Origin of the sequence: Chryseobacterium sp. BIGb0232 (genome assembly GCF_024810195.1) — a bacterium.
GTDB lineage: Bacteria > Bacteroidota > Bacteroidia > Flavobacteriales > Weeksellaceae > Chryseobacterium > Chryseobacterium pennae.
Window position 1 is genome coordinate 182,281 of record NZ_JANUEH010000001.1, and the last position, 23,832, is coordinate 206,112.

General features: G+C 35.3%; 29 protein-coding genes. 10 read left to right on the top strand and 19 right to left on the bottom strand.

Annotated elements, in window-relative coordinates:
- Positions 1–217 precede the first annotated feature (217 nt).
- Positions 218–553 (bottom strand): helix-turn-helix domain-containing protein, encoded by a 336-nt coding sequence (locus M2372_RS00845; RefSeq protein ID WP_123318763.1) that lies wholly within the window; start codon positions 551–553, stop codon positions 218–220.
- A 102-nt stretch (positions 554–655) separates the two neighbouring features.
- Between M2372_RS00845 and M2372_RS00850 the strand changes: the two genes are divergently transcribed.
- The 7 genes from M2372_RS00850 to M2372_RS00880 all read left to right on the top strand — a co-directional run bounded on the left by M2372_RS00850 (position 656) and on the right by M2372_RS00880 (position 6,199).
- Complete coding sequence (locus tag M2372_RS00850; protein WP_185018734.1) at positions 656–1,402, top strand: SDR family oxidoreductase; 747 nt, start codon at positions 656–658, stop codon at positions 1,400–1,402.
- 167 nt (positions 1,403–1,569) lie between these two features.
- On the top strand, positions 1,570–2,550 hold the full coding sequence (locus tag M2372_RS00855; RefSeq protein ID WP_123318762.1) for a heme-binding domain-containing protein: 981 nt from the start codon (positions 1,570–1,572) through the stop codon (positions 2,548–2,550).
- Complete coding sequence (locus M2372_RS00860; protein WP_123318761.1) at positions 2,547–2,990, top strand: hypothetical protein; 444 nt, start codon at positions 2,547–2,549, stop codon at positions 2,988–2,990. Before M2372_RS00855 ends, M2372_RS00860 begins: the two co-directional genes overlap by 4 nt.
- 68 nt (positions 2,991–3,058) lie before the next feature.
- Complete coding sequence (locus M2372_RS00865) at positions 3,059–4,072, top strand: sensor histidine kinase (RefSeq protein WP_123318760.1); 1,014 nt, start codon at positions 3,059–3,061, stop codon at positions 4,070–4,072.
- Positions 4,053–4,814, top strand: a complete 762-nt coding sequence (locus M2372_RS00870; protein WP_123318759.1) for a LytTR family DNA-binding domain-containing protein — start codon at positions 4,053–4,055, stop codon at positions 4,812–4,814. The genes M2372_RS00865 and M2372_RS00870 overlap by 20 nt, the downstream gene beginning before the upstream one ends.
- Before the next feature lie 186 nt (positions 4,815–5,000).
- Positions 5,001–5,774: a thioredoxin family protein gene (locus M2372_RS00875; RefSeq protein WP_123318758.1), complete on the top strand. Its 774-nt coding sequence runs from the start codon at positions 5,001–5,003 to the stop codon at positions 5,772–5,774.
- Positions 5,775–5,806: 32 nt separating this feature from the next.
- Positions 5,807–6,199, top strand: coding sequence for a DoxX family protein (locus tag M2372_RS00880; RefSeq protein WP_123318757.1), 393 nt, complete (start codon positions 5,807–5,809; stop codon positions 6,197–6,199).
- 94 nt (positions 6,200–6,293) lie between these two features.
- Here the strand turns inward: M2372_RS00880 and M2372_RS00885 are convergent, their stop codons facing one another.
- The 4 genes from M2372_RS00885 to M2372_RS00900 all read right to left on the bottom strand — a co-directional run bounded on the left by M2372_RS00885 (position 6,294) and on the right by M2372_RS00900 (position 10,185).
- Positions 6,294–7,286 (bottom strand): MBL fold metallo-hydrolase, encoded by a 993-nt coding sequence (locus M2372_RS00885; protein WP_123318756.1) that lies wholly within the window; start codon positions 7,284–7,286, stop codon positions 6,294–6,296.
- Positions 7,287–7,425: 139 nt separating this feature from the next.
- On the bottom strand, positions 7,426–8,427 hold the full coding sequence (locus M2372_RS00890; RefSeq protein ID WP_115972159.1) for an aldo/keto reductase: 1,002 nt from the start codon (positions 8,425–8,427) through the stop codon (positions 7,426–7,428).
- Between the two features lie 89 nt (positions 8,428–8,516).
- Complete coding sequence (locus tag M2372_RS00895; RefSeq protein WP_123318755.1) at positions 8,517–9,422, bottom strand: AraC family transcriptional regulator; 906 nt, start codon at positions 9,420–9,422, stop codon at positions 8,517–8,519.
- A 304-nt stretch (positions 9,423–9,726) separates the two neighbouring features.
- Entirely contained in the window at positions 9,727–10,185 is a 459-nt protein-coding gene (locus M2372_RS00900; RefSeq protein WP_123318754.1) for a hypothetical protein, read from the bottom strand.
- A 650-nt stretch (positions 10,186–10,835) separates the two neighbouring features.
- Between M2372_RS00900 and M2372_RS00905 the strand changes: the two genes are divergently transcribed.
- Positions 10,836–11,123, top strand: a complete 288-nt coding sequence (locus M2372_RS00905) for a GNAT family N-acetyltransferase (RefSeq protein ID WP_115972156.1) — start codon at positions 10,836–10,838, stop codon at positions 11,121–11,123.
- On the opposite strand, the gene M2372_RS00910 is transcribed toward M2372_RS00905, so the two are convergent.
- A complete protein-coding gene (locus M2372_RS00910) occupies positions 11,124–12,221 on the bottom strand; it encodes an MBL fold metallo-hydrolase (protein WP_123319098.1) in 1,098 nt (365 codons plus the stop codon). It lies immediately after the preceding gene.
- A 175-nt stretch (positions 12,222–12,396) separates the two neighbouring features.
- On the opposite strand from M2372_RS00910, the gene M2372_RS00915 reads away from it, so the two are divergent.
- Positions 12,397–13,932 carry a S41 family peptidase gene (locus M2372_RS00915; RefSeq protein WP_123318753.1) on the top strand — a complete coding sequence of 512 codons (1,536 nt, stop codon included), beginning with the start codon at positions 12,397–12,399 and terminating at the stop codon, positions 13,930–13,932.
- Between the two features lie 117 nt (positions 13,933–14,049).
- Here the strand turns inward: M2372_RS00915 and M2372_RS00920 are convergent, their stop codons facing one another.
- The 6 genes from M2372_RS00920 to M2372_RS00945 form a co-directional block, all read right to left on the bottom strand.
- A complete protein-coding gene (locus M2372_RS00920) occupies positions 14,050–14,640 on the bottom strand; it encodes a hypothetical protein (protein ID WP_115972154.1) in 591 nt (196 codons plus the stop codon).
- 11 nt (positions 14,641–14,651) lie between these two features.
- Complete coding sequence (locus M2372_RS00925) at positions 14,652–15,161, bottom strand: RNA polymerase sigma factor (RefSeq protein ID WP_123318752.1); 510 nt, start codon at positions 15,159–15,161, stop codon at positions 14,652–14,654.
- Between the two features lie 282 nt (positions 15,162–15,443).
- A complete protein-coding gene (locus M2372_RS00930; protein ID WP_123318751.1) occupies positions 15,444–15,803 on the bottom strand; it encodes a hypothetical protein in 360 nt (119 codons plus the stop codon).
- Between the two features lie 62 nt (positions 15,804–15,865).
- Positions 15,866–16,681 carry a hypothetical protein gene (locus M2372_RS00935; RefSeq protein WP_123318750.1) on the bottom strand — a complete coding sequence of 272 codons (816 nt, stop codon included), beginning with the start codon at positions 16,679–16,681 and terminating at the stop codon, positions 15,866–15,868.
- Positions 16,682–16,692: 11 nt separating this feature from the next.
- Positions 16,693–17,202: an RNA polymerase sigma factor gene (locus M2372_RS00940; RefSeq protein WP_115972150.1), complete on the bottom strand. Its 510-nt coding sequence runs from the start codon at positions 17,200–17,202 to the stop codon at positions 16,693–16,695.
- Positions 17,203–17,357: 155 nt separating this feature from the next.
- Positions 17,358–18,986: an NADP-dependent glyceraldehyde-3-phosphate dehydrogenase gene (locus M2372_RS00945; RefSeq protein ID WP_123318749.1), complete on the bottom strand. Its 1,629-nt coding sequence runs from the start codon at positions 18,984–18,986 to the stop codon at positions 17,358–17,360.
- Positions 18,987–19,226: 240 nt separating this feature from the next.
- On the opposite strand from M2372_RS00945, the gene tpx reads away from it, so the two are divergent.
- Complete coding sequence (tpx, locus tag M2372_RS00950) at positions 19,227–19,724, top strand: thiol peroxidase (protein ID WP_409013127.1); 498 nt, start codon at positions 19,227–19,229, stop codon at positions 19,722–19,724.
- A 110-nt stretch (positions 19,725–19,834) separates the two neighbouring features.
- On the opposite strand, the gene M2372_RS00955 is transcribed toward tpx, so the two are convergent.
- The 7 genes from M2372_RS00955 to M2372_RS00985 all read right to left on the bottom strand — a co-directional run bounded on the left by M2372_RS00955 (position 19,835) and on the right by M2372_RS00985 (position 23,766).
- Complete coding sequence (locus M2372_RS00955) at positions 19,835–20,218, bottom strand: cupin domain-containing protein (protein ID WP_185018732.1); 384 nt, start codon at positions 20,216–20,218, stop codon at positions 19,835–19,837.
- 20 nt (positions 20,219–20,238) lie between these two features.
- The gene (locus M2372_RS00960; RefSeq protein ID WP_185018730.1) at positions 20,239–20,637 is read right to left on the bottom strand and encodes a cupin domain-containing protein; all 399 of its coding nucleotides are present in this window, start codon (positions 20,635–20,637) and stop codon (positions 20,239–20,241) included.
- Between the two features lies 1 nt (position 20,638).
- Entirely contained in the window at positions 20,639–21,028 is a 390-nt protein-coding gene (locus M2372_RS00965) for a tautomerase family protein (RefSeq protein WP_123318745.1), read from the bottom strand.
- Positions 21,029–21,074: 46 nt separating this feature from the next.
- Positions 21,075–21,620 carry a Crp/Fnr family transcriptional regulator gene (locus M2372_RS00970; RefSeq protein ID WP_123318744.1) on the bottom strand — a complete coding sequence of 182 codons (546 nt, stop codon included), beginning with the start codon at positions 21,618–21,620 and terminating at the stop codon, positions 21,075–21,077.
- A 76-nt stretch (positions 21,621–21,696) separates the two neighbouring features.
- Positions 21,697–22,266, bottom strand: a complete 570-nt coding sequence (locus M2372_RS00975; protein ID WP_123318743.1) for a hypothetical protein — start codon at positions 22,264–22,266, stop codon at positions 21,697–21,699.
- 78 nt (positions 22,267–22,344) lie between these two features.
- Positions 22,345–22,818, bottom strand: a complete 474-nt coding sequence (locus M2372_RS00980; RefSeq protein ID WP_185018728.1) for a DUF3997 domain-containing protein — start codon at positions 22,816–22,818, stop codon at positions 22,345–22,347.
- A 12-nt stretch (positions 22,819–22,830) separates the two neighbouring features.
- Entirely contained in the window at positions 22,831–23,766 is a 936-nt protein-coding gene (locus M2372_RS00985; RefSeq protein WP_185018726.1) for a tetratricopeptide repeat protein, read from the bottom strand.
- Between the last annotated feature and the right edge of the window lie 66 nt (positions 23,767–23,832).

Sequence of the window (23,832 nt, forward strand, 5' to 3'; positions counted from 1 at the left end):
ATACTTTTACAATAGGTTTTGGCTAAAGCCAGATGAATGATTTTTTATAATGAGAGCGGGCTAAAACCCGCTCCTATTGAATATTTTAACACCGTATGGTACTTCAACGAAGCATAAGAAGACAAAGTATATGCGAATAAATAGAGGTCCGGTACAGGCATTATTACTCTCTAATTTCTGCAATACTTTCCCTGATCCCTAAACAATATATTACCTGCTACCTGTCTTCCACAATCACTCTCCTGTGTTCCCGCCCCCAATTGATCATTTCCTGAATGATATTGCCAAAGGTCCGGCAATATTCGGTGGGCACATATTCTATCAAAACAGGGGTTTCCGGATAAACATTTCTTTTTACGAGTTTATTCAGTTCCATATCCTTCAGTTCCTTTGAAAGCATTCTTGTGGTAATTCCGGGAATACTTCTTTCAATTTCTCTAAAGCGTCTGTTTCCGTTACAAATAGAATTGATAACCGGAATCCGCCACTTCCCGCCTATAAAATAGAGGGTATCCTGTAAGGCTCTTAGTTCTTCTGTCTGATCTCTTTCCATATGGCAAAGTTAAGTGATATCACTGATGATACCGATATACTCTGTGATACTGGTTACAAAAGTATATCAATTTGAAATAACTTTGTCAAAAATTTAAAAGAAATGAAAAAATTCAGTAACAAATTAGCTATCGTAACGGGTGGAAACAGCGGAATCGGGTATGCTGCCGCCAAAGAACTTATTAAAGAAGGAGCTACCGTAATCATCACAGGAAGAAGAAAGGAAGCTGTTGAAAAGGCTGCTCAGGAATTGGGTGCTATTCCTTTCATCGCAGACCAGTCTAACATTGATGACATTGACCTTCTAAAGGCTGAAGTGGAAGACAAATTCGGGAAAGCAGATATCCTGTTCATTAACGCAGGTATTACAGGCAGTCTGACTCTTATTGAAAATATGGATGCTGAAAACTTTGACCAGGTCATGAACACTAATTTCAGAGGTGCTTATTTTACCTTAAGCAAATTCATTCCGGTTTTGAATGATGGAGCTTCTGTGATTATTCTTTCTTCTATTGTTGCTTCTACCTACAAACCTAACAGTTCCGTATACCAAGCCAGTAAAGCAGCTTTGAATTCAATTGCGAAAACAGCAGCCGCTGAATTGGCACCAAGAAAAATCAGGGTGAATATGATAAGCCCCGGCCCTATACAAACAGAAATCATGAGCAAGGCCGGATTGGATGAAGAAACACTAAAAGGTCTCAACAGTCATCTTATCAATCAGATTCCACTGAAGAAAATGGGTACCGCTGAAGAGGTAGCACAATTGGTAACCTACCTATCTGACAATAGTGCTTCCGGATTTATCACAGGTACTGAAATCATTATAGACGGCGGCATTACTTTATAAACGTTACCTAATACATCCCGGAAAGATAATTTTCGGGATTTTTTAAAACTTTCACCTCGTAAAATTCATTATTTACCCGTTCTTTTGTCCGGTTCAGCCTTTTTCTAATTTCAGAGCCACTTCTGCTCACTTACTTTTGGATCATAAAACAGAAAATAATACTCATTATGAATACCGTAAAGAAAAAAAGAAATCCTATTGCGATTGCATTTCTAGTGATTTTAGGAATATTCGGAGGATTACAGCTATTCAGCCAGCCTCTCGAAGGAAAACCGGTTACAGGAAAAATTGAAGCTCCCAAAGAAGTCATTTCCATTCTTGAAAACTCATGCTTTAGCTGCCATTCTAATCAACAGGACCTTAATTGGTATGATAAAATAGCTCCTATTTCATGGGCTGTCAATAAAGATGTGAAAAGAGCAAGAGAAGTCCTTAATTTTTCAGAATGGGAGAAACTTTCTCCAGCCGAGCACAAAGGAAAAATGTATGCTATTCTGAATATGATGCAAAGCGGAAAAATGCCTCTCCATGAATATACGCTCCTGCATCCTTCTGCTAAGATTACCAAAAAGGATATTGAAACCATAAAAAAATATACCCTTTCTCTATCTGCAGCCAGTATTCCTGTAAAAAATAAGGAAATAAATCCCATAATACCTCAAACAATCATCACTTCTGACAATAAAACGCCTGTCTCACCTAACGGAGTTCAATATACTGATGATTTCAAAAACTGGAAAGTTATCAGCATGAGTACTCTTTTCGACAACTCTATCCGGGTTATTTATGGAAACGACATTGCTGTGAAAGCCATTGAAACAGAAAATTTTCATCCATGGCCGGATGGCAGTATTGTAGTAAAATCTGTATGGAAGCAACAGGAACTTCCTAATGGAGAAATCAGAGCAGGAGAATTCATCAATGCACAGTTTATGGTAAAAGATGCCGGAAAATATACAGATACTGAAGGCTGGGGATTTGCAAAATTTTCAGGGAAGGACCTTCACCCTACCGGCAAGAGTGAATCATTTGCTAAAGAATCCTGCATTGCGTGCCACAGACAATTGGCAGAAAAAACGGGCTATCTTTTTGATGTTCCGATGAAAGTAAACACCCAAAGACTTATTCAAAATTTACAGAAAAAATGAGAAATACAATATTGATCCTACTGGTAAGTTTTATATCACTTACTTCGTGCAACAAAAAAAATGACGAAACCAATAACGATTTGATAAGAGTAGTTTTTGATCCGGGACATCTTCAGTTTATTTCTACATCTTTAAACCCTAAGAACAAAACCATGTCTGCATTATACGGCAATGAAAAAGCTCTAGAATCTTTATCAAAAGAAAGTAATACACCGGATGCAGGATCTTTAATGAAGCTGGTTACATGGCGTTATCATGATAATCCACAATATATTGGAGGGACAATTACAGGTGAATTGGTAAGTATTGAAACCGTTCAAACGGCTACTACAGGAAATATTTCTTATGGAATACAAAATACTTCGGCAAAGAGCATTCCTTTCAATAAAGAAGAAAGAATACATTATTTTATGAGCTATCGCCCGGTAAGCAGACCTTAATACAAAAGACATATAATCATTTTGCCAATAAAAAACATTAATTTAACCTTTTCAAATCTACTGTCCTGATGCAGCAGCAAAAAATAAGAATCTCACCAGCCATTATCTGGATAAGTTCCATTTTTCTTGGGATTTTATCATCTATACCTCAACTCGCTTCCCATGAGTTCAACTGGAAAGAAGCTATCGTGAACTCAGCTATCACCGCTGCATTCTCAGTGATTATGTGGTATATCAATATCTATATGTTGAATCGAACAGGTAAACGGAGACAGCATATTTCCTATTCAAGACTATTGACTGTTCTGGCATTTGGAATGGTTATTATGTTTGGATTAGCATGGGTTCAGCAGCTAATCCTTTCGCATATCAATTTTGGTCCTGTGATGCTGATGATAGAGGTACGCGGAATTCTTATCAATCTGGTTTGTTATATGTTTTTAACGCTTCTACAGAATAATTATACCGGCCAGCAGGTAGAATTGGAACTGGAAAAAGTAAAAAGCGACAATCTTGGTGCTCAATACGAATTGCTGAAACAACAAATCAACCCACATTTCCTTTTCAACAGCCTGAATACGTTGAAATCTATGGCTGAAACCCATGACGAGGAAACTGTTGATTTCATTGTAAAGCTTTCTGATTTTTACCGCTTCACTCTTGAAAGCAGGAAATTGGACCTCATCAGCACCCAGGAAGAAATGAAAATAGTAGATGCCTATCTTTTCCTCCAAAAAGCACGTTTTGGCAATGGCATAGCATTTACTCAAGAACTTGATAAAGAAATACTTCAAACTTTAGTTCCACCATTTACCCTTCAGCTTTTGGTTGAAAACTGCATCAAACATAATATCGTTTCACAAAGTAAACCTCTTCACATTACAATATATAATACTGAAAGTCATATTATTATTGAAAACCCTGTTCAACGTAAACTTAGCAGAGAAGATTCCCTGGGAGTAGGTCTTGACAACATTAAAATGCGTTACAGGCACCTACTGGAGCAGGATATTATTATTTATTCAGACGAAAAAACATTTCAGATAAAACTACCATTGATCCATGAATATCATCATCATTGAAGACGAGTTCAGGGCGGCAAAGTCCCTGCAGAATTTAATATCAGACCTCAAACCGGACTCAAAGATACTGGGGGTTTATGACAGTATTGAGGGCAGTGTGGAAGTATTATCAAACGGCATAAAGCCAGACCTTATCTTTATGGATATCCAACTTTCAGATGGGCTTTCCTTTGAAATCTTCAATGCTGTGGAAATTACATGCCCTGTGATTTTCTGTACAGCCTTTGACCAATACATGCTGGATGCTTTTAAAAGTAAAGGGGTTGATTATATATTGAAACCATTTTCCAGAGAAGATATTGCAGAAGCATTGAAAAAGGTTGATGATTTAAAGAATTTCTTTCAGAAAAATGAACTTCCTGACCTAAACGCACTTTTACAGAGAATCAACCAGCCACAAGGAAAAACCAGCTTCCTGGTATTCAAAAATCAGAAATATACTACTGTACTTACTGAAGATATCGCCTACTTTTATATTCATAATGAGATTACGCACCTTGTAACATTTTCTAAAGAACAGTTTCCGCTTACCCAGCCACTTGGACAGATTGCAGAGCAGGTATTTGACAAGCAATTCTTCAGGGTTAACAGGCAATACCTTGTCAATTTTAAAGCAATTAAGGAAATGGAACATTATTTCCAGCGTAAAATTCTGGTAAAACTTACTGTTGAAACTCCTGAAAAGCTTTTAATCAATAAAGAAAAAACGCATAGCTTTTTCACCTGGCTGGAGGATAGATAATCCCTTTTCATTATTAAAAATCAATCATTGCAACTTTTACAACAAGGTTGCAATTTTTATTTTCCAGCTTATACACAAATATTCTTCTTTTCATTTTCCGGGTTCACCCCTCAATTTGTCTGATTCGGCTATTTTGATATTTCTTTGAGCCTCAGCAGTATCTACTTTTGAATCAAATTAAAAGATATGATACTAAAAAATGTAATTACAACCGGGGTTTTAACCTTATCATTATTTTCTGCTTTTGCCTTCGTACAAAAAGATGGGAAAGAAGAGGTAAAACAGAATCCAGCAACAGAGGGTAATGGCTTCGCCGTTTTAGAACTTTTTACATCAGAGGGCTGCTCAAGCTGTCCACCTGCCGATGAACTGATGGGAAAGATTGAAAAAGAGTATAAAAATAAAAACGTTTATATCTTATCCTATCACGTTGACTATTGGAACCGCTTAGGATGGAAAGACCGATTCAGTTCTGCAGAAAATTCTCAACGCCAGCAGCTATACAGCCGTCTTCTTAATTCTCAGGTTTATACTCCCCAATTAGTTGTTAATGGTAAAACTGAGTTTGTGGGATCTGATGAAAATACACTCAGTAAAGCGCTTCAAACAGCATTATCAGGTTCTCAAAATACAAACATCAGTCTTTCTGCAAAGGTGACTCAACATGAAATTCACGTACAGTATGATGCTACTGCCATAACTGCTAAAGACAGGCTTTTGGTAAGCTTGGTTGAGAAACAATCCTCTACGCATGTGGGTAAGGGTGAAAATGAAGGCCGTCATTTACAACATTGGCAAATCGTGCATCAACAGAACTCAATAGCCTTAAATACACAACAAAAAGGAGTGACTGCATTTCAAGTTCCTCAGTTATTTTCTGCGGAAAACTGGGAAGTGATAGCATTCATCCAGAATTCAAAAACAGGAGAGATTTCCGGGACAGCAAAAATTCAATTTTAATTCAGTGCAATAATATTTAAAACAATACAACAATGAAAACAAGAACAACAAAAATCATTTATTGGTCAGGAGTCATTTTTATGTCATTATGGTTTGGGGCCAGTGGCTTCTTTGAACTTACTAAAAACCCAATAGTATGGGATATTACCCGCCAATTAGGCTATCCGCCACATTTCATTTATATTTTAGGTGTATTTAAACTATCAGGTGTTGTAGTTCTTCTGCTTCCCAATAAGTTATTAAAGCTTAAAGAATGGGTTTTCGCAGGAATGTTCTTTGACATCATCTTTGCCTTTTTCTCCAAAATTGCAGTGCTTGGTTTTCCTGCAACAATAGATGCTATCATAGCTTTCTCTGTTCTTACCGTCACGTATCTCATGTTCAAAAAATTATATTCTTCAGAACAGATAGTGGATAGGCTTTAAGCTTTGGCTAAAACCGGATACATGAATTATAATAATAAGAGCGGGCACCCATCAGGATAACCGCCCGCTCCTACTCAATATCTTAAATGTTTTTCTAATTGGTAAAACTCTCAGGAATCCATTCAAATCCCGGAGCCTTTATTTTGGTAAAGCCCAGTCCTGGCCATGGCAAATGAGAAGCAAATGCTCTGATTCCTGTATCTGCCAACTGCCTAAGAAATTTCTTTCTTGAAGCGGTTGCAATATCCAGATCTGTATCTCCTGAAAAGCCCCAATCAGGATGGGGGAAAAGAATTATATCTGAGTGAATAAGGTCAGCCACATACATCAGTTTTTCATTCCCTGATAATATTGTAGTAACAGTTAAACCGGGCGTATGTCCGGGAGCTATTTGAAAATTGAAATGATTATACAACGTCTTGTTTAAATCATAAAATTTCAACTTTGGCTGGATCACTTTCAATATATTCTGAAGAGCCGGAATGATCTGGTTTAGCATTTCCGGATGTTCTTTCAAAGCACTGTTATTAAAATCTTTAATAGAGGCATTCATCCAAAAATCGTGTTCTATTTTTGAAATAAAAATGGCAGCATTGGGGAAAACAAGCTTATTCTGTTTATCTACTACTCCACCCATATGATCGGGATGAGCATGAGAAAGGAAAATATCAGTAACATCGTTAGCTGAGAATCCTGTTTTCTGAAGACTTTTTAATAAAAACCCAGTTCTTTCATCAGCAAATATTCCCATCCCTGTATCCATCAGGATCAGTTTTTCTTTTGTTTTAACAAGCAGGATATTAACTGCCATATCAATATAGTTATCAGCCCTGAAGTTGTCTTTAAGGATTGTTTTCAATTCAGAAATATTTCCTCTTGGCGAAAATGAATTCAGGTTTTCTTCATGGATGTATCCGTCTGTCAAGATAAACAGCTCTAATTCTCCAAGTTTAATCTTTTTAAAACCGGAAAGATCATCTCCTGCTTTTTCCGGGATGATCTTTGTCCCTGCCCATACACTTGAAAAAGGAACAAGACTTAATGTTCCTGCCAGCAATCCGCTTTTCAATAATTCTCTTCTATTCATAATTTATGATGGTGTTTCTGCATGTATTATAACTAAAATAACATCTCCTGAGATGGAAATGTTTTAGACTCATAATTGCAATATATTTTATAGAAAAAACTGAGCTTCTGAAATTCAGAAACCCAGTTTAAGATAGTGTTTAGTTGTTAACAAGCTTCATTGAGCCTTCATTGTATCTTTCTCCTACATTCGGATATTTTTTTAGAATAGCATCAATGGTATCCAGATCTGATTGAGACAACTCAATATTGGCTGCAGCCACATTTTCTTCCAGATATTTAATACGTTTGGTTCCCGGAATTGGGATGATATCGTCACCTTGGTTCAAAACCCATGCTAAGGCCAATTGAGTTCCTTTTACTCCTTTGGAAGCAGCAAACTCATTGATTTCATTGGCTAATTTCGTATTATTTTCAAGGTATTCCTGCTGATAACGCGGCAATGATTTTCTGAAATCGTCATCCCCCAGATTCTGAACCTCATTAATGTTAGCAAAAAGACCTCTTGCCAGAGGTGAATAAGGAACTAACGAAATCCCTAATTCTCTGATCGTAGGCAGGATCTCATTTTCAACATCTTTGGTCAGGATAGAGTATTCTGACTGTAAAGCAGCTATCGGATGGATTTTATTCGCTTTTCTGATAGATTCTGCCGAAGCTTCAGACAATCCGATATATTTTACTTTACCGGCTTTAACCAATTCTGCCATAGCTCCCACGGTTTCTTCTACAGGAACGTTGGGGTCTACCCTGTGTGCATAATACAAATCTATGGTATCAATTTTTAACCTTTGAAGACTTAAATCTACAGCCTTTCTGATCCATTCTGGAGAACCATCGAAATAAGTTCCGGGAGCCCCACTATGACTTGCTTTTCCACCTTCAAATCTGAAACCGAACTTAGTTGCAATGAAAATTTTATCCCTGTTGGGTACTAAAACTTTAGAGATTAGTTTCTCATTTGCTCCGTCAGCATACATATCTGCTGTATCCCAGAAGTTAACGCCTAAATCTAATGCTTTGTGCAAAGTATTGATGCTTTCCTGCTCATCTGACGGCCCATAAGCAAAACTCATTCCCATGCAGCCTAATCCAATAGCAGAAAGCTGTTCACCGGTGTTTCCTAATTTTTTAAATTTCATGATGGTATTTATTTTAATTTTCTACAGGACAAAATTAGAGCATGAAACAGCCACCGTTGATATAGAATTCAAACTAAGAATTATAAAAATCAAACAAGGCTCAATCTTAAGGCATTCGGGGTTATTCCAGTCTGTTTTTTAAAATAGTTGGTAAAATAAGCAGGTTCTTCAAAACCCAATCCATAGGCAATTTCAGAAACATTCCAATCTGTATGGGTCAGCAAAGCATTCGCTTCCTGTATCACTCTTGCTGTAATCTGCTGGCTCGTCGTTTTCCCTGTAATTTCTTTTACAGAACGGTTTAAAGAATTAACATGAATAGAAAGACTCTGTGCATAATCATTAGGAGACTTCAGCTTCAAAAAAGCTTCAGGGCTATCAATCGGAAACTGTCTTTCCAGCAGTTCCATAAATAAGGACGCTACTTTTTGGGATGCATTCTGATAAGGTTCAAAGGTTTCTGCCGGATGCATTCTCATGGTTTCATGGATCATCAGATGGAGATAAGCTCTCAGTATATCATATTTGTGAACATAATCTGATTCAATTTCCTTCATCATTTTGGTATACAAATCAGAAAGTACCTCCTGTTGCTTCTCTTCCACAAAGAAAACCGGGGTTCCACCAATTTTAAACAATGGTGAATCCTGAAGATTCCCCAAACGGCTTCCATTCTGTAAAAAGGATTCTGTGAACAGACAGAACCACCCCTTCTGATCATCATCATCAGCTTCCCAGGAATAAGGAACAATAGGATTGGAAAACAATAATGCAGGACGATCTACATAGATCCATTTATCAGCATAATGAAGCTTTCCTTTTCCTATAATCAGTGAAATTTTATAATAATCTCTTCTGCTATATGGCGATAACAAAGAACAGTGATCTCGTGAAAACACATTAAAATGACCCATTTTGTTGGGTCCTAAACATAGAGATCCCAATCCGGGAGCATTTCGTTCGTAAAAACCTTCTATTGATTCATTGGATTCCATAGATCAAAGTTATAAAATTCAAACAGATTAATGGATATAATTTTGAAGGTAATTAATAAGCTGGAAGTGGGAAGCTGGAGGTGGGAAGTACTTTTCTCCTGCTGATGCTATTGAAGTTTTATACGATTCTTAGCAGAATGGTAAATGAATGTAGAGTCTTTTGAGTAGGCTAAAGCTCATTCCTATTGATGTTGATATACCTGGGAATGGATAGATGTTTAATAACTATATTATTCATAATAAAAAATGGCCAGCAATAATGCCAGCCATTTCAATAGTGAATATGTATAATAGTTGATAATGGTTAATCCCAGTCATCATTTCCATGGTGTCCATGGCGGTGTTTATTTTGTTTTTTGTAATATTTTGATCTCTCTTTATAGTATTTTTCCTGCTCTTTACGGTATTTTTTATAATCATTTTTTCTTCCGTAAATAATGACAGGATTCTGCCCTCTGTAATATCTCTTTTTAAAAACAATATATTTTTCTCTTCCAAGAATTCTTTCCAGTTCTGAATAACGGTCTCCATTCCATCTTCCCGGCTCTACCACATATACTCTATTCCATGAATCGTAATCACGATACCTGTCATTCAATGCATATACCTGATTGGCTTGTGTAGTAGAAAGCAATAGATCTGCAACTACCGACTGCCAGTTAATGTCCGAAATACTTCTTCTGTAATCATTATAATAATCTGATTGGGCATAGCTTAGACTAAATGTCCCAATCAACAATGCTGTTAACAATAACTTTTTCATTTCACTCCTCTTTTAAATTAAACATCAAGAGACAGTCAATTAAAGTGCCAATTATTAACTCTAATTCCCAATGTTTGTTAACAGAAATCATAAATAACTGATTATCTTTTAAATAATTTCATTATTTTAATAAATTTCGTGATTTCAGATTCTTGAAACATTGGGGTTTTATAGTTATATATAGTATTAAACAGAGATACTATCTAGCACTCCGGAATTTGGGTTTGAAGTTTGTGATCGTGATATTATTTCAGCTTCAAACCATGAATAAGATGGGAGATTTAGGTTTTGGCTAAAGCCATTGGAATTGGGTTATTTTATGTATTGAGAGGGATAAGCGCGGCCCTATTGACATGGAAATTACGGGGATACCTGACGTTTATGAAAAGGCTGGGCTAAAGCCCACCCCTATTGATGTTGATTTCCGTGTGGATATACATATGGGGATTTGCTGTTTAACGGCAAGATCTTTTATCTTTTATCTTTTATCTTTTATCTTTTATCTTTTATCTTTTATCTAATCTTCTTATAAAATTCGTTAAGATTCTCAGAAACTATTTTTTTTTGTTAATTAATTTTGTAATTTTAAGGAAGAGAATGCTTTTGGGAGTTCTCAACATTATTATTTTATCAACCAAATCTCAATAATTATGGAAAATATAAAATTTAGGGTATCTCCATATCAGGATGAACTGCAGTTGTTTATTGATGAGGAAAAAGCAGGCTATATGTCTATAGAGGTTGACGGAAGACTTCTTATTGTGTATTATACCAAGCTTGATGAGGAACGTGAAGGTAAAGGCTATGCTAAACTATTGCTGGATGAATTGGTTCGCTATGCAGAAGAAAAAGATTTGCTTGTAGACCCGGAATGTGATTTTGTACGTCAACAGTTTGAAAATCATCCCAGAAGATATAAAGATATCTGGCATGCTTAATCATTCTTCCCACCAGCTTGTAAACTGCTGATCATTACGGTTCAGATCTACCACCTCTCCGATCATCGGAGTAAGGATATTTAATCCATTTTCTTCCCCTAAACTTGTTATTTTTTGTAAAGGTTCATTCCAGGGGTGAAGTGCCAGCGCAAACTTTGCAGCATGCACCGGGATAATATGTCTGACATCTATATCTATTGCTGCCTGAATAACATCTTCAGGTAAGGTATGGATATATCGCCATGCATCACCGTATTGACCATTCTCAAGAACGGCATAATCAAAAGGTCCATATTTTTCTCCTATCATTTTAAAATGGGAATCATACCCACTATCACCGCCAAGAAATATTTTTTTGGTAGGAGTTTCTAATACATATGAAGTCCAAAGAGTATCGTTCTGCTTTATTCTTCTGCCCGAAAAATGCCTTGCCGGTGTAAAAGCCAGTTTTATGTTGTTTTTTAATTCAACTTCACTTCCCCATTCTTCTTCAATAAGCTGTGATTCTGCATATCCCCATCGCTCCAGATGTGCTCCTGCCCCTAATGGAACTACAGCCATCCCGGTACGGTCCTTAATTGATTTAACTGTAGGGTAATCCAGATGATCAAAATGATCGTGGGTAATCACAAGGTAATCCAAATCCGGAATATCTTCAGGTTTGAAAATATCAGAACCTTTGAAGGCTTTATTAAAATATTTGAAAGGTGAGCCATATAGGCTTAGTACAGGATCAATCAAAAATGAAACACCATCGGTCTGTATATAATAAGATGAGTGTCCCAACCAGACGAAAACATCCATATTTTTATCCAGGTTCTTCAGATTTGTATGTATGGAACGAATTTCTTTTAAAGGTTTCAGCAAAGGATGCTTTTTTCCTAAAAGGAAATCATAGGTTACTGCAGTCATTTTGTACCCTTCAGCAATGGAAGGTGTATGGCTGATATTCTGAAATTGTTTATTTCTGTAGAATTTGGACTGCCTGATCCGGTCTAAGCGTTTTCCTTTCGGCACAGCTCCAAATGCGGCTCCATTAATTACTATAAAATAGGTTGCAGTCAAAAGAATCACAACCGCAAGAATCCAATATATCATTTGAAAAAAATAAACATCAAAGGTACCTACTTTTGTTCTTACATGAAAACAAGATGCATTTGAGTGCAATTTTTTAACTAAATTTATCATGTATTTCAGAAAATTTATTATTCATTTAAGTGATGGTTAATTTTAAACTTTCTATTTTAGCGGCTTAAAAAAACTCAAAGATCTATTGAAAAATTACTCGGTAATATTTATTCTGGCCATGTTTTCCTCATGTGCATCTATTAAAAGGCACAATGAACAGCGGGCTTCATGTATTCTCCCGGAACAGCTTAAGGAGGATGTAGATTTTGCCTACTCAAAACTTCAACAGATGCACCCACAGCTGTATTGGTATATTCCCAAGCAGGAATTGGACCATAAGATTGACAGCCTTAAGCAAACCCTTAATGAGCCACTCACTCCCCTTCAATTTTATTTTAAACTTCAGCCTGTGATTGCAGGAATCCGGGAGGGACATCTTTCATTAAGAATCCCAAGAAAAAAATTCACTAAAAAGGAAATCAAAAAGCTGGACCAAAAAAAAGGATTATTCAGCAGATTCGGGTATTATATTTCTGGTGATCAGATGTATATTACAGAAAACAGAGATACTATTGACAATATTCAACCGGGAACTGAAATTCTTTCTATCAACAATATTCCGGTTTCAGACTATATCAAAAAATACAGAAGCCTGATTAGCAGTGATGGATATAACACTACTTTTCAACCTTATTTTTTAAAAGATTTATTCTTCGGTTATTATACAGCAGAAAATGGACTTTCAGATAAAGCAACCATTGAAACCCTTTATAAAGGTGAAAAACATACTTATACTTTAAGCAGAGAATCAAAATCAGATCATGATCTCGAAAAGGATAAGGAAATGAATAAACGTACCCAGGACAAAAAGCTGAACGATTATGTAGCAGCCAGCAATTCTTATAACCGCAGTTTTAAATTTCTTGATAAAGACAGCAGCATTGCTTATATAAAAGTAAAAAGCTTTTCCCGTGAATATTCGGAGGAATTTTACAAAAAGACATTTTCCAAGATTAAAAATGCAAAGTCAGATTACCTCATCATAGATGTACGTAATAACTATGGCGGTTCACTTTATGAGATTAATAATCTGTATTCTTATCTTACAGACAAGCCCTTCACTCTGATAAAGCCTTCACAGGTCACTTCAAGAGACATTCCGCTAAGAACCAATTATTTCAGAAAAAGTACTCCGTTGGAGTATGCGATTAAGAGTATTTCTTATCCGAGTTACTTTTTCGCCCAGGCTTTCAGTACTTATAAAAAAGATGGAAAGATTTTCTATAAAATGAAAGCAGACAAACCTACAAAGCCTAATAAGGGAGCTTTTCATGGTAAAGTCTTCGTTCTGATTAACGGAGGAAGCTTCTCTGCCTCTTCTATTATTACAGCAAAGCTTAAGAATGATAAAAGAGCAACTCTTGTAGGTGAAGAAACCGGTGGTGCCAATGACGGAACTGTAGCCGGCTTTTATTCTTATCAGAAACTCCCGAATTCTGAAATCAGACTTCCTATCGGATTGCTTCTGGTACAGCCGAATATTGATTTTTCAGATACAAAAAAAGGAGTTATTCCAGATGTGGAGATCAAAGAAAGTATGCAGGATATTATTGATAAAAAGGATCCGCAGCTGGATTGGATAAGAAGCGAAATCGGAAAAGAAAAGACGGGTAAAGACTAACTATTAATTGGAAAAGAGGCTGAGAAATGGAAGCGGGAAGATTCAATATTTGTTTCAAAATATAATAGATACATATAAAAAACTGTTTCGGCGGGCTTTCAGCCCGCCGAAACAGTTTTACTTTTTGAATTCCTGTAAAAGAGACTCAATGTGATTTATATATCTTCCGTAATATCGGTGAAACCAAAATTTCCCGCATAGAAAGAGTAAGAACATTCCAATGATCAGCGAACCGATAAGGATAACAGCGATCTTAACTTCTCCCATAGGTTGTGGCCAGGGGATGAATTCCAGTACAATCAGGATTTCACAGACTATAAAAGGAGCAAAACTTATGTAATAAGACAGATAATACTGCTTATTCAGATTCAACTGCGTTACAAGTTCTCTCAGGGAGTCACTGGTCTTCAGTTCTGTATTGCTGATATCATGGTATAATTTAAAAAACTTACTGTAAAAGAAAACAGTCACCAGAAGCATTGAGGCAATCAAAACTGTAATATACAATTGGAGTTTAAACGGTTTACAGACTGAGCAAACCATGAATGCAAAAATGAAAATTCCTACGATCCACCAGAATTCCATGCGCATATTTTTGCGTACTTTTTCGATAGGAAGATTTATTTTATTGCGTTGTTCTATATTAATTTCCGGAGTTTCGTTTTCAATATCTTCATTCCAGGTATTTTTCAATTCATCTATATTCATCGGATTCAGGTTTAAAGTTGGTTAGTGGTATGTTGGTTCAAGATATCTTTTAATTTATTTTTAGCCCGATTCATTTTCACTCTTACATTGCCTTCAGATATTCCCATCTGCCCGGCAATCTGTTTTCCTGAAAAATCTTCCAGATAATAGAAAATAAAGGCCTTATCAATAGAATTGAGCAGATGAATGGCTTTATACATTTCTGCCATCCGTTCTTCTTTGCCATCATCATACTCTTCCTGAGCAATGGCATGAATAGAGAAATCTTCATTTCCTATGAAGCTTCTTCTTTTTTGATTTTTGAGGAAGATGATGGCTGTATTTAAAGCAATCCTATACAACCAGGTTGAAAATTCGCTTTCCCCCCTGAAGTTTGGATATGCCTTCCATAGCTGAAAGGTAATTTCCTGAAAAAGATCATCACAGTCATCTTTTTCAGACATATACATTTTGGAAATCTTAAAAATGATTCCCTTATGCTTTTCAATCTTATGGATAAACTCTTGCTCTACTGAGGTCATAGCTTGTTACTCTATAGAGTTAGTTATTATTAAAAAAAATTGTTACAGAAAATTAATTAAAATAAATAAAAAACCCGACAGAAAAATACTGCCAGGCCCCTCATCGTGTGTTTTTTGGTTTCTACTATTTTTAGGATAGTACTTTATTCGAAATAATTGTAGGTGTTTCTAATTCTAATGAATGATTTGCACAGTTAGTAGAGAAAAAACGAAAATGTTACATAAAATAATACCCTGATATTTTTTCATATCAAGGTATTTATATCAATATTTAGTTACGTTTTATTTGAAATCTAAAAAGTCGTCTTTTTCAAGATAGTGATTCAGGGCAGTGATAAGCTGAAAAGAATTAATATCAGCATACTGCCGGAAAGCAAGATCCACTACATCCTGAATATTTTCATCAGAACACATATAGCTAAGTTTATTATGGTATACAAAATCAGGTAAGATTTCGTTATCATTCTCTCCAATATCTAAGGGATCACCGATGAAAACTTTCATTTCCGGTTCAAATTCATCTTTTGATGAATAGACTGCGTAATTGTATTCCGGATCATAAGATTCTTTTCTGTCCTGTTTATTCTTCACAAGTTCCAGAAATTCTTCTATACAATACACCTGATTTTTAATCTCATTCATCTGATATTCTTTTAACCGCTCAATTTTTTAAAGGTAGAAATTTTATGGAATAAAAACAGATTCTAGTTCAGTTTATTTAAAGCTCTTTGTAATGATACGATATCAAGGATATTAAGTTTGGCACCTGCTAGGATGATGATCAGCAGAACAAGTGTCAGAAATAAAATAATAAAGATATAAACCGATACATACCATATAACAGTATTCAGTATATTACCTTGGATCCCGAATTTATTCATAAAATACTTCTGAGACCTTTCAAACCATGTTTTCTTTTTCTCTGTTCGTGGTTTTACGTCCACTCCATTAAGTTCATCTACCCAATACACCACATCATCAATATATCTTCCGTACATATAATAGATCCAATATTTAATGATAAAGCATACTAAGAGTAAAGTAATGAGGAAGCTTATTCCGAAAATAGCCAGATTATATTCCACATCAAAATGGAAATTGATCTTAATTAGAGATAAAAGAAAGGCAAGCGGGATATAAGAAATATAATATGAAATGTAGATTTCCTTCGATATTAAAAGCTGGGCTTTAAGATTAAACAGGTCATAATTGGTATTAATGCTGTTCTTTTGAAGAAGTTTATACAGTGTAAGAAAACGGGAATAAAAATAGATCATAAAAGCAATCGTCAGGATGGTGACAAATGTTGATATGATTCTTACATTGGGATCTGTGGAAGCAAATGGAAAACTGGTTAAAAGCAATGGTAAAGTAACAACCATCAGCCAAAATTCAGTTTTCATATTGATTTTCAGCATCTGGAGCGGAGAATGAATCTCGCGTTGCTTTTCCAGGGAAATTTCAGGGGGTTCCTGTCCTGTATCTTTATTCCAAAGTTCTCTAAAATTTTCTAAGTCCATTCATTTATGTTTTAATTTGAACCTGTTCTCTGCCTGGCAATGATCTCCTTTAATTTTTCTTTTGCTCTTTTAAGCTTCACCCTTGCATTCACTTCTGTAATCCCTAATTGATAAGCAATTTCTCTACCGGGGTAATCTTCCAGAAAGAAAAATATCAGTGCTTTATCAATAGGACTCAGCTTATGGATTGCTTCATACATCAATTTCATATTCTGATCATCGGTATCATTATAAGGCTCCTGCTGGGCACTCAGGCCGCCAATATCCTGATTGTGTATAAAACTACGTTTTTTTTCACTCCGCAGAAAAACTATTGCTGTGTTAAGCGCAGTTCTGTATAGCCATGTTGAGAAATCACTCCGCCGCTGAAAATCACCATATGATTTCCACGCCTGATAAATGATCTCCTGATAGAGGTCATTCTGATCGTCCTTGTTATCCATATACATTTTAGAGATCTTGAAAATAACACCTTTGTGCTTTTCAATTTTCTCTAAAAATTCTTGTTCCGATGAAGACATGATTTACACACTAATCCTAGAGGCAATATTTTATAAAACATCACCCAATTACAACACAAACCTTAAAAATTCAGCCATTAAGTTAAAAAATCCTTAATAAATTTCATTATTTATTAAGGATTTTTATTTTATGTTAAATACAATTGGGATTGAAACTAGAAAATATAGTCTGTACTTAAAAAGTTGGAATCATGTTCCCTTACAATCGTATTCAGTAATGTTTTATTGGAATCTGTAAGCTTTGCAGCCACCAGCGAACGTATCGAAAATGAACGCAGGGCATCAAAAACGGAAAGCGTACCTTCTGCACTGTCTTTTCTTCCGGTAAAAGGAAATACATCCGGACCACGCTGTGCCTGACAATTGATATTGACACGGCTTACAAGGTTTACAAAAGGATCAATCAGCTTTGCAACTTCCTGTGGGTCTTCACTGAAAATACTAACCTGCATTCCATGAGAGGCATTCACCTGATAGTCTATCGGCTCTTCAATATCTTCAAACGGAACAACAGGAATTACCGGACCGAACTGTTCTTCATGATAGAGCTTCATCTCACTGTTTACAGGATAAACAACTGCCGGAAAGACGAAAGACTCTTCTGTATAGCCACCACCTTTATTTAAAACGGCTGCACCTTTCAATACAGCATCTTCAATACATTCCTTCAGATAAGGTGGTTTATTAACTTCCGGAAGAGGAGTTACTTTCACCTCTTTTTCCCATGGTAAACCGGCTTTCAGAGCTGAAACGGCTTCACTTAGCTTCATGGTAAATTCTGCAGCAATTTCTTTCTGAACAAAAATCAGTTTTAAGGCTGTACAGCGTTGTCCGTTAAATGAAAGTGCTCCCAGAATACATTCACTTACTGCTACATCAAGGTTGGCATTTTTGGTAACAATCGCTGCATTTTTAGCATCAAGACTCAGAATGGCTCTTAAACGATTCACCTTCGGATGTAATTTCTTCAATCCATTGGCAACTTTACTTGAACCGATAAAAGCAAGTACATTTACTTTACCACTTTCCATGATTGGAGTTATGATTTCAGAACCTTTTCCATATAAAGTATTCACTGTTCCTTTCGGGAAAGCTTCTTTAAAGGCATTCAATAAAGGATAATGAGCCAGTACTCCATGTTTAGGTAGCTTGAATAAGATTGTATTTCCCATAATCAATGCAGGAATCAGTGTAGTAAAGATCTCGTTCAAAGGATAATTGAATGGCCCCATACTTAAAACTACTCCCAATGGTGCTCTTCTGATCTGCGCAATTGTACCTTCTGCTTCCTGAAAGCGGGAAGACTCTCTATCCAGGTCTTTTAAAGCATCAATAGTCTGATTGATATAATCTACCGTACGGTCAAATTCTTTGGTAGAATCGGCCAGTGTTTTCCCGATTTCCCACATTAGCAGCTTAATGATCAGATCACGCTGCTGGATCATGAGATAGACAAATTTCTGCATACACTTGATACGTCCTTCCACGGACATTGTAGGCCACTCTCCCAGCCCGTTATCATATGCCTTTACACAGGTATTCAGAACTTCCATGGCTTCTTCAGGACCAATATCCGGGATGCTTCCCAGAAGTTTTCTCTCTAATCCGTTTTCAGTAGGAATACAAACCGGGGAATAAATATTCTGGGTTTCACCTTTCCATTCTACCAGTTCACCATTCAGAAGATAGACTTTCTGATGGATCTCGGGGACTTTATATTCTTCGGGGATTTCGTTTTCGTTTTTAAAAATATCTTGAAATGACACATTGTTTGCTGAACTCATATTGTTAGTATTTAATAATTTGAATCTGAATTTTGTAGAATAAAGGTAGACGTAAAAATTGATTTTCAGAATAACGAATCAATAGATTTGCTCTATTTAAGAGCTATTTGAATGAAAATTAACTCAGCCAACTGAAAAAAACAATATTTTTGTTAAAAAAAATTTTCAATGTTTTCAAAAATAGTTTTCAGTACGTTATTTCTCTTTTCAGCGCTTAGTTTCGCTCAAAAAAATAAGTCCATCAATACGGTTTTGTTAAAAGGGACCCCAGTACGTACTTATTCCAAATTACCGGATGTAAACAAACCGGCTCCGAAATTTACTCTTACGGATGTGAATATGAATGATCAAAGTTTAGATGCTTACAAAGGCAGATATGTCATCCTGAATATCTTTCCGAGTGTAGATACAGGGGTTTGTTCGGCTTCTGTACATCATTTCAATGAAGAGGCAGGGAACCTTCCCAATACGGTAGTGCTTTGTATTTCTAAAGATTTACCTTTTGCTCAGAAAAGATTCTGTGGTGCTGAAGGAATCAACAATGTGGTGATGCTTTCTGATTTCCGTTCTGATTTCGGATGGAATTATGGGGTAGAAATGGTAGAATCATCTATGAAAGGGCTTCTCAGCAGAGCTGTTGTTGTGATTGATCCTTCGGGAACCATTATTTATGAAGAACAGGTACCGGATATTTCTCAGGAACCTAATTATGCTGCGGCTATTCAGGCTGTGAAATAATAGGTATTGACTTTAAAATATAAATAAATGCTCGAGCGATCTTCGATTGCCCGAGCATTTATTTAATCCCATCATGCAATACAGATATGCCTCATACTTTCATATGATAATCAATGTATTAATTCAATAGATTTTTCATTTGATTCCTTTAAATAAGCTGCAACAAATTTTACTGATGCTTCAGAATCTAAGTTATCAAAATGCAATACTCTACAATTCTTAGGTTCATAAAATACATCGCCTTCTTTTAAAACCCTAGCTTCTTCTCCATCAATCTGAAATAGAATTTTTCCTGAAATAACAATTCCGATTACCGGACAAGGGTGATAATGTACAGGGGCCTTTTGGCTGGCAGCAAAAATAATTTCCTGCATTTCCACTTTATGCAGATATTGATCAATAATGACACTTTGCAGATCTCTTCTTTTTATTTTATTTTCCTGTGCGTTACATTCTGAAAAAGAGGTGATCACAAATAAAAAAATGACAGTCATAATTATTCTATTTTTCATTATTATTGAGTAGTAAGTGTTACAAAATATCGATCTTCTGCACTATGGCTTTTGGGAGCTAAAGCTAAAATTTGAAGGACTTCCGTTCCTGTATTTGTAATCTGATGTACTGTATAGGGCGTTATAGAAAAAACATCTCCCTTTCCTACATTTTGAGTGCACGGGTTCATCACTTTTCCATTTTTGAATTTTGCTGTGATTACTGTGCCTACCCCTTTCAGAATATAATATATCTCTATTTTTTCTTTATGATAATGTGCCGGTAGTGTTCTATTTGGATGGAGTTCTATCATAAAAAAAGCATTATCATCATCCCCTGTAAGGAAAACAACTTTTTGATTCATCGCCTGGTCTTCAGTACTGTTTTTCAACAGTTGTTCTGCATTGACAATCTCTACCATTTTATATGTGATTAAAATTTTGGAGTTCACCATTACCGAATGACCAGTTCTCTTTAGAATTTTCTAATAAAGTAATGATGATGTTTTGTGGATTTATGTTCGTAGAGCCCGAAATTCCTAAAACAATATTTTTATAAAGTTTTTGTTTTTGTTCCCTGGTTCTACCCATAGCAGCAATGATTTGAATAAATAAAATTCCCTGGTCGTGCTTCATTCCCAAATATTGGTCCGGAAAAAAGAGTTGAGACGGGTTTACCTGCTCAATGATATGAAAATAATCATCTGCTGGAATAGTAAAATCTTCAATTAACGTAGCATGAACCGCCTGAGAAATCTTGTGGCATTCTTCTGCTGAATAGTTTTCTGATAAAGTAATTCTGATTAAAGGCATTGTTATTCTGTTGTTTTTGTTACAATGCAAAAATCAGCAAGAAAAACTATTTATTATCTTGATGTAGGTCAAGACTTTTAATTCTTGATAAAGTTTCGGGGCGAATTTTAAGATATGATGCTATAAGATGCTGAGGAAAGTCCTGTTCTATACAAGACCTATTCTGTATGAATGTCAAATAACGTTCTTTTGCTTTTAATTTAATCAATGACGTTTCTTTAAAGCATTTATTAATAAACAATTCATCTGCAATTTCTTTAAAGATCAAAGTCCATTCCTGATATTGTATCAATTCCTTATAGGTTTTTTTTTCGATTGCATAAATCTCAGCATCCGAATAGGCTTTTATATAAGCAGGTGATGGAATTTCATTTAAAAAACTTCTATATGACGTTATAATAGACTGCTTATTATACAATTCATTGACGAGCATATTAGCATCCGAATCTTCAAAATAAGAATACAGCGTACCACTTTTCACGATGCCTACATAATTACAAATATCATTTTCTTTTACAAAATAATTATTCCGTTGTACAGTAATGATCTGACTGATACCGATTATTTTTTCTAAAGATTCAGATGAAAGCATAGTTTATAAATCTAGGGTACAATTTATCTAAAAAATTAAATGTATCATAGAATTAAATATTATTATTTTCTTCTCTTTATTTCTTTTTGGTAGTAATGACTACAACTCCATTTTTCGCATTTTTACCATAGCGTTTTACGGCTTCTGCAGGCAAAAAACTGTTGACACTCTCAATCCTATCAGGTTTTAAAGATCCTAACTCATCTATAGAAATTTCTTTATTATTAAGCAAGATCAATGGCTTTTCTGTTGGTATGGATGCAGGTGCTCCAATTCTGAAAGATCTACTTTTTACAGTATCATTAATCCTGGGGTTAGTCATATTAAGTCCCCGTACCGGTTCTGAAATCTTTAGTTCATCTGATTTTATTTCCTGAGCATTTAGCTGGGTCAGCATTCCACCTACAGTCAATAATCCCAATGCTAGCTTACTTATTATTGAGAGATACAAATTCCTATCCAGCTGATCTTCTCTGAATCTACCACATATATTTTCATTTGAATCAAAACTATCAGATAGTTCTTCATCTGAAAAACCGGTAAAATCGTGAACAGTTTTAGAACAGACAGAACAAAATTTTCCTTTTTCATCAGAAGTCATGTTATCCCAGTTTTCATGACAGGGTTTTGGGATGGTAATTTTCATAGTATTCTTTTACCTATAAAGATGCTCTGGTGAAGAAAAAGGTTGGAAAGGGTTTTGAATTTTATAGTTGATCTGAATTTAATATTCATATACATCAATTAATTCAATATTTCTTGGAATTTTAAGAGAATCTAGTTTTCTTATATATTCATGAAAGGGTAAATTTTTCAACACATAATTTTTACCTGTATCCAGAATCCAGAAGTCTTTATCTAAGGTTTTCTGATGATTTAAACTATCATTATATGGTTTGTTTTTTACTTCCTCTCTTTCAGCAACAATAAAATTTTTATAGGTATTCATTTTAAGAATTTTGGATGGTATTATAGCCGTTTCATCATCCCAACCTCCATCAGGAACTATAAAAATATCTATTGAAGAATTTCTGTAAAGTTTATAACCTCCTGGCAGATCTTTGGAAAAGTCCTGTATTCCTGAACCAAAAACAGGTAGAAGCGGAATTCGAATATTAGAACATCTTCCCAGCCCAACGAATATAATAATTAACACAATTCCCAGAGAGAGCAAACCTATTTTTAAAAACCTATTCACTTTTTTGATATTTTATTTTAACATTAAAGCGATTTTATTCCTAAAAACAAAGATGATAAAACCTGCCAATAAAAATGCAGCTACAGACACAATAGTTTCCATTAAATGAAACACTTGCGGCTCTCGGGTATGATATTTTATTTCATTAACAATCGTTCTTATGGATTCACTATTTTTTAGAGTTAAAAGCTTTATCCTTTCATCTAAAACAGAATTGTTAAATCCATACTCCTCAGCCAATTGATAATCTTCCTTAGCTTCTGCTTTTTGGTTCATCAAAAGAGCAATATTTCCCAGATCAAATAAAAGTTGTGCTACAATTCTGTCCTTAGGTTTTACAAACGATATTCTTTCGTTTAACTGATAATACAACTGCATTTTTAGATCCTGAAGTTCGTTCTTTCTTAGATTAGATTGAGGTAATTTTTCATTCCCAAAATCACGTCCAATCAAATTTTTTGATGAAATATACTCCTCTCCTTTAATTTTAGCTTTTAAAATATTTACATGAATCCATTCTGAGGAAGAATGAGATTTAGGATTTATCTGTAATGCTTTTTCAATCCATTGTAGGGCTTCTGTATTATTTCCAGACAATTCATACGCCGTTCCTATATTGGATGCTGTAGAATATCTTCCAGGTTCTATATATTCTATCTTTTTATAAAGTGCAATAGCTTCCTTATATCTTCCTAAAATAATTAAGACAAAACCCTTGTCAGACAGATAGTCAAGATTCTTGGTTTTGTTATACCCTTTTTCTAAGGTAACCAAGAATGCTTCTAACCGCTTCTTGCCACCAAACTCATGTCCATGAGGCACTTCTCCTTCATAATCCGTATACAGAATTCCTCTGTTGCTCAAAACCATTTCCTCGCCATTAAGACAGGCAGAAATTGGAATTGAAAATAAAAAGATGAAAATGAAGATAAAAAAGTATTTGTTCATGGTTAATCTTATCATTATTGGATTTAAAAGTAAATAAACTTTGTGATACAAGACAATATAGTTAGA